The following is a 6,262-nucleotide window of genomic DNA, read 5'->3' as shown; positions in this document are numbered from 1 at the left end:
CCTGTGGCGTACCGGCCGCTGCCGCGGGGCGCCAATCCCTGGACCCGCACCGTCGCGCTGCTGCGTGACCCGGCGACCTGGCGGGACCTGCGGTGGCTGCCGGTCGACATGACCGCCGGGTTCGTGACGGCGCTGCTGCCGGCGGTGCTGCTCCTCTATCCGCTGGAGGGGTTCGCGCTGGCGATCGGGCTGTGGCGGGTCTTCCCCGACACGTATTGGTACGGGTTCGTGCCGGTCACCGGGCAGGCGTCCGCGTTCGGTGCGGCGGCCCTGGGCCTGGTGTTGCTGTTCCTCGCCCACTTCCTCAACCCGCGCCTGCTGGGCGTCCACTTCCGGCTCACCCGGGCCGTGCTCGGCGGCAACCAGCGGGAACTGGCCGAGCGGGTACGGGTCCTGACCGAGACCCGGCGGGACGCGGTCGACGCCTCCGCCGCCGAACTGCGGCGCATCGAACGGGACCTGCACGACGGGGCCCAGGCCCGGCTGGTCGCCGTCGGTATGGATCTGGGCACCATCGAGGCGCTCCTGGACAAGGACCCCGCTCAGGCCAAGGTGTTGATCGCGCAGGCGCGGAAGTCCTCGGTGGAGGCGCTGTCCGAGCTGCGCGAGCTGGTGCGCGGCATCCATCCGCCGGTCCTCGCCGAGCGCGGCCTGGGCGACGCGGTACGGGCGCTGGCGCTGCGGCTGCCGGTGACGACCGAGGTGAGCGTCGACCTGCCCGGGCGGGCTCAGGCACCGGTGGAGTCGGCCGCGTACTTCGCCGTGAGCGAGGTGCTCACCAACGCCGTGAAGCACTCGGGCGCCGACCGGATCTGGATCGACCTGCATCAGGCGGACGGCATGCTGCGGGCGTCTGTCACCGACAACGGCAAGGGCGGCGCGGTGATCGGGGCCGGTTCGGGACTGGCCGGGGTCGAGCGGCGACTGGGTACATTCGACGGCGTCCTGGCCGTCAGCAGTCCCGCGGGCGGCCCCACCATGGTCACCGTGGAGATCCCTTGCGCGTAGTCCTGGCCGAAGACCTCTTCCTGCTGCGCGACGGACTCGTCCGGCTGCTGCAGGCGCACGGTTTCGAGATCGCGGCGGCCGTCGAGTCCGGGCCCGAACTGGCCGCCGCGCTGGCCGAGCTGGACCCGGACGTCGCCGTGGTCGACGTACGCCTGCCGCCCACGCACACCGACGAGGGCCTGCAGTGCGCGCTCGACGCCCGCCGGAAGCGGCCCGGGCTGCCGGTGCTGGTGCTCTCCCAGCACGTGGAGCAGTTGTACGCGCGTGAGCTGCTCGCCGACGGCAGGGGCGGGGTCGGCTATCTGCTGAAGGACCGGGTGTTCGACGCCGAGCAGTTCGTGGACGCCGTACGGCGGGTCGCCGCGGGGGGCACGGCGATGGACCCGCAGGTCATCCAGCAGCTGCTGGCCCGCCGTTCGGGCGACGACCGGCCGCTGGCGCGGCTGACGCCCCGGGAGCGGGAGGTGCTGGAGCTGATGGCGCAGGGCCGGACCAACGCGGCGATCGCGGGCAGGCTGGTCGTGACGGAACGGGCGATCGCCAAGCACACCGCCAACATCTTCGCCAAGCTGGGGCTTGAGGTCTCGGACGACGACAACCGGCGCGTGCTGGCGGTTCTCGCGTATCTCGACCACGGCCGGTGAAACCGGACGAGCCGCTTCACTCGCCGTGGACGATTCGCAACTTCCGCTGCGAAATGGGCTGTTGAGAGCACAGAGTCCGCACGAATCTCGCATCAATTTCCGAGACCTCTGAACACCCGTGGGACGCCCTCCGTATGGAAGGGAGCCGCTTCACTCCTGTCGGGCGCCTCGATGCCCCCGAAAAAGGAAGTCAGAGGAGTTCCATGGGACGCAACACAAGAAAACGCCGCACGCCGCTGGCCACCAAGGCCATTGCCGCATCGGCGGCCCTAGCGCTCGGTGGGGGCGGGCTGATCTGGGCGAACTTCTATGCCTCGGCGCATGAGGAGAACTCGGCGAATCAGACGAAGTCCGCGGGCGCACAGATCGCCACGATCCAATGCCCGGACGTAGGACAGAAGCTGACCGATGTGCCGGACGGTGCTCGCCAGGGGGTGGACAAGGAGCTGGCCAACCTCGACAAGCAGATCAGCGAGGCCTACACCCGCCTCGCCTCCACGCGTCAGGCCCAGGCCGGTGACTCGGGCTTCGTCGACAACGCCATCCTCGGCCCGCTGAAGTCGAAGCGCGTCGCGGTCATCGACCGGATCGGTATCAACATCCGGCGGGTGGGCGGACAGGCCCCGGGCAACCTTGAGCAGCTTGCCGCATGCAAGGGCATGGCCGCCGAGGGCAACACCAACGACGGTCAGGCCGGCGGTGGTCAGAACAACGACGGCCAGGACCAAGGTGGTCAGGACCAGGGCGGTCAGGACCAGGGCGGTCAGGACCAGGGCCAGGACAACGGCGGGCAGGTGGGCAACAACGGCCCCGTGGCCGACGACTTCATCAACATCGAGGACGTCCAGCCCAACTCCCGCAACCTGCCGAACGGTCTCGCCGCGAACGGCGACGGTGGTTCCACGGGCTCGTTCACCACGAACTGTGGCACCAATGAGAACGAGAACCGCAACTCGGACAACGTGATCGTGGCGCCCGGCGTCAGCAACGGTGCACAGCACGCGCACGACTACGTCGGCAACCAGGACAACGACGCGTTCACCAGCGACGAGCAGTTCCTCCAGGCCGACACCAGCTGCCAGAACCAGGGCGACAAGTCGACGTACTACTGGCCGGTCCTCCGTGTCCAGGACGGACAGAACGAAGTCGACGCGAACGCTCCCGGCGGCGGTCAGGACGGCAACGTCGGCACGATCCAGCAGGTCGCCGAGGCCGAGCTGAAGTTCGTCGGCAACAAGAAGAGCGACGTTGTCGCGATGCCGACGGCCCTGCGCATCATCACCGGTGACGCCAAGGCCTTCACCAACGGCCTCAAGAACGCCAACACCTCCTGGAGCTGCACCGGCTTCGAGGACCGGCAGGTGACGGACAAGTACCCGCTCTGCCCCGAGGGCAGCTCCGTGGTGCGGACGTCCAACTTCCAGAGCTGCTGGGACGGTCAGAACATCGACAGCGCCAACCACCGTGACCACGTGGCCTTCGTCCAGGCGGACGGCAGCTGTCCCCAGGGGTTCCAGGCGATCCCCCAGCTGCAGGCCAAGCTGGTCTACGACATCCCGGCCCCGCAGATCGAGAACGGGCAGGTGCAGAACGCTTACGCGCTCGACGGCTTCCCGGAGCAGCTGCACAAGCCGATCACGGACCACAACGACTTCATCAACTTCTTCGACGAGAACGTTATGAACGAGATGGTCCAGTGCATCAACAACGGTGAGGACTGCCAGTAGTCCTCACCCGGTAAGAACAGCAGAAAGCCGGCGGTGGGATTTCCCACCGCCGGCTTCCGCTTGCCGTCCCCGTCCGCGCCGTCAGCCGTGATGGCTGCTGCCGCCGTCGTGACCGCCCTTGTTGTGGCTGCCGCCGGGGTTCATGTGCTCGGAGCCCTCCTCCATGGTCCCGCCGATGGTGCCCTGGAGCGCCGTGACCGTCTTCTCCTGGCCGACTGCGACCCACTTGCGGCCGACCAGGTAGTAGCCGCCGTAGTCCTTCGCCTCGTTCAGCCACTCGCGCTGTCCGCGGTCGGTGGCGAAGGTCGCGAGGACGTATTTCTCCTTGCCCTTCTTGCACAGGGCCTGGCGGATGGTGTCCGCGTCGGTCTGCATGTTCGGCTTGCACTTGGCCTCGGCCGCGATGTGCTCCAGGCTGCCGCTCACCTCCTTCGGAACGGCCGCCTCGTCCTTGCCGCCGGATCCGCCGCAGCCGGTCAGCGCCAGTATCGCCACCGCGCCGCTCAGCGCGAGCATCGGTCGGGTCACCCTCATCTGTTCCTCCGGTTCTTGTCGGCACGATCCGGACGCATGCCGCACGGAGCCCCGGCAAGAGGCTCTCGCCTTCGATACGGCTGCGGCGCCCGCCGTGCTCAAAATCCCGCTGCCCCGGTGTGCACTCCTGTGCGAGGGTGTCCCGGTGGATCAGGACTGGGAAGACCGTGTGGCCGCCCTCTGGGACCATTCCGACGACTACGCCGAGACGGAGGAGGACGAGGCCCGCTTCCGCGCCGACGTCGACGCCCTCGTCGCCGAGCTGCCCGAGGGCAGTCCGCACGCCCCGTTCGAGCAGGCCTGCGCCTGGGACTCCACGGGCCGCTCCGACAAGGCGGTCCCCCTCTACCAGGAGGCGCTGCGGCGTGGCCTCGCCGACGTCAGCCACTACAAGGCCCGCCGGACGAAGATCCAGCTGGCCAGCTCGCTGCGGAACATCGGCCGGGCCGAGGAGGGCGTCGCCCTGCTGACGCCCGAACTGGTCGCTCCCTCCGACGAGCTGGACGACGCCGTACGCGCCTGTCTCGCCCTGTGCCTGTCGAGCCTCGGCCGTGACCGGGAGGCCCTGGCGTTGGCCCTGGGCGCCCTGGCCCCGCACCTGCCGCGCTACCAGCGGTCCATGGCGAACTACGCCCGGCTGCTGGTGGAGCCTGGGGAGCACCCGGGGGCGTGACGCCGCGCAGCCAGGTGACCATCCACCGATTCGCTCGTTCTGCTGAACGTGCAGTCACAGGATGTCGCCCAGCGCCCCGCACCCCCCTCCCCCACCGGTTTGGTCGTGGACGTCGAGCAGGCCGAGGCCGCGCTCGTCGAGCACTACCCGCGGCTCGTCCGGCTGGCCTACCTGGTGCTGCCGCCCCGGCTGGGCCGCAGCCGCCGCGTCCTGACCGCACACGCCCTCACCCAGCGGGCCCTCCCCCGCACACGCACACCGGCCCCGGTGACCCCGGCCCAGAATGGGGACGGCCGGGACGGTGACCCCGGCTACGCCCTGGTCCGTCTCCAGGTGCTGCGCACGGCGCTGGAGGCGGGGCTGCCGCTGACGGCGAAGGCGTGGCCCAAGAGGTCCCAGCTGCCGCCGCTGCTGCCGCACGTATGGGGCCTGAAACTGTTCCCCCGCTCCGGTGGTGCCGAAGAACTCACCCTGGACCAGCGGCTGTCCACCCTGTCGGGTCCGGCCCGGGCCGCCTACGCGCTGCGCGGTCTGGAGCGGCTCACGGACGACGGGGTGTGCGAGGTCCTCGCCGCGGCGGGCGTCACCGATCCGGAGGGCGCCGTGCTGGAGGCCGGCGGGGTCCCCGCCCAGTACGGGCTGCTCGACTCCCCCGAGTTCGACCCCTGCTCGCTCCAGGCCCGCCCCACCGACCTGATGCGCCGCCGCCAGCACCTGAGGGCCGCGCTGGCCGCCGGTGCCGCCCTGCTGGTGTGCGGGGCGCTGCTCGGTCTGCCCGGTGAGGGCTGGGGCCCCGAGGGCGCCGCGGCACCCCCGTACGCGCGCAACCCGGCCGCGCAGGCCGCCCTGGACCCGGCGAAGCTGACCCGCATCCCGCCGGGCGCCTGGCGCAGCTCGGCGCGCACCGACTTCTCCGTGTGGCCGGCCCGCGGCGAGAGCACCGGCGACAAGGCCCTGCTGCGCCGCTCCCTGGCGGTGTGGGCCCGCCCCGGCGGGACGGTCCAGGTGTCGGCCACCCCCGGCACCCTCTCCGGCGGCCCGGCCGGACCGCCCCAGCTGCTGTACGCGGGGACGGTCGACGCGGCGCGCGTGGTGATCCTCTACGACGGCCTGCGCATCGCCCGGTACGCCGAGCCGAAGGACGGCACGCAGGGCGCCGCCCTCGACTTCGCCCGGGTCGACGGGGCCGGCCGGGCCGAGGCGGGCGCGGTGGTGCTGGGCCGGTCCGACGGCAACGTCCGCTATCTGACGGCTCCTTGGGTGAAAAGGGCCGGCGAGCGGGACCTGATGAAGCCGGACTCCGGCGCGCTGGCCCTCCCGCTCACCGACGGTGTGACCGCGCCCCTGGCCAGCCCGGCCCTGCGGTCCGGCCCTTGCACCTCGTGGAACGTCCTGCAGCTGGCCGACGGCACCAGGACGCGGCTGCTGACCGACCTCGGCGAACTCGTCCCGGCCCGGCTCACCACCGGACGGCCGGGCTCCCCGCGGGAGGTGTCCGGCGCCGCGGCGCTGCGCACCTGGCAACCGTTCGCCTGCTCGCTGGGCACGGTGCGCTCGGCGGGGGTGCGCAGCGTCAACGCCTGGGCGTTCAACACGCAGCCGCTGCCCGACGCGAGCGGTTCGGCGGCGTGGGTGTGCACGCGGGCCGAGACCTGGCGGGGCGGCGGGGCCCGGGT

General features: G+C 71.3%; 6 protein-coding genes. 5 read left to right on the top strand and 1 reads right to left on the bottom strand.

Annotation, left to right across the window (positions count from 1 at the left end; all coding sequences use genetic code 11):
* The 3 genes from C1J00_RS36330 to C1J00_RS36320 all read left to right on the top strand — a co-directional run.
* The coding region (locus C1J00_RS36330; RefSeq protein ID WP_102913194.1) for a sensor histidine kinase at positions 1–1,008 on the top strand (1,008 nt) is incomplete at its 5' end.
* On the top strand, positions 999–1,652 hold the full coding sequence (locus C1J00_RS36325; RefSeq protein WP_102913192.1) for a LuxR C-terminal-related transcriptional regulator: 654 nt from the start codon (positions 999–1,001) through the stop codon (positions 1,650–1,652). The genes C1J00_RS36330 and C1J00_RS36325, both read left to right, overlap by 10 nt.
* Positions 1,653–1,855: 203 nt before the next feature.
* Positions 1,856–3,379 carry a DUF1996 domain-containing protein gene (locus tag C1J00_RS36320; protein ID WP_102913191.1) on the top strand — a complete coding sequence of 508 codons (1,524 nt, stop codon included), beginning with the start codon at positions 1,856–1,858 and terminating at the stop codon, positions 3,377–3,379.
* A gap of 81 nt (positions 3,380–3,460) precedes the next feature.
* Here C1J00_RS36320 and C1J00_RS36315 read toward each other — a convergent pair whose 3' ends face one another.
* Complete coding sequence (locus tag C1J00_RS36315; RefSeq protein ID WP_102913190.1) at positions 3,461–3,913, bottom strand: hypothetical protein; 453 nt, start codon at positions 3,911–3,913, stop codon at positions 3,461–3,463.
* A gap of 145 nt (positions 3,914–4,058) precedes the next feature.
* On the opposite strand from C1J00_RS36315, the gene C1J00_RS36310 reads away from it, so the two are divergent.
* Positions 4,059–4,586: a tetratricopeptide repeat protein gene (locus tag C1J00_RS36310; RefSeq protein WP_102913189.1), complete on the top strand. Its 528-nt coding sequence runs from the start codon at positions 4,059–4,061 to the stop codon at positions 4,584–4,586.
* A gap of 48 nt (positions 4,587–4,634) precedes the next feature.
* Positions 4,635–6,262, top strand: a 1,628-nt coding sequence (locus C1J00_RS36305) for a hypothetical protein (protein ID WP_102913193.1), incomplete at its 3' end; no start/stop codon positions are given.

The sequence above is a fragment of the Streptomyces cahuitamycinicus genome, assembly GCF_002891435.1.
GTDB classification, from domain to species: Bacteria; Actinomycetota; Actinomycetes; order Streptomycetales; family Streptomycetaceae; genus Streptomyces; species Streptomyces cahuitamycinicus.
The sequence above is the reverse complement of the archived record's forward strand: the minus strand, read 5'-3'. Positions and strand labels throughout refer to the sequence as shown.

Coding starts and splice junctions, on each gene's coding strand:
- C1J00_RS36320 (WP_102913191.1), top strand. CDS start 1,856: ATGGGACGCAACACAAGAAAACGCCGCACGCCGCTGGCCACCAAGGCC.
- C1J00_RS36315 (WP_102913190.1), bottom strand. CDS start 3,913: ATGAGGGTGACCCGACCGATGCTCGCGCTGAGCGGCGCGGTGGCGATA.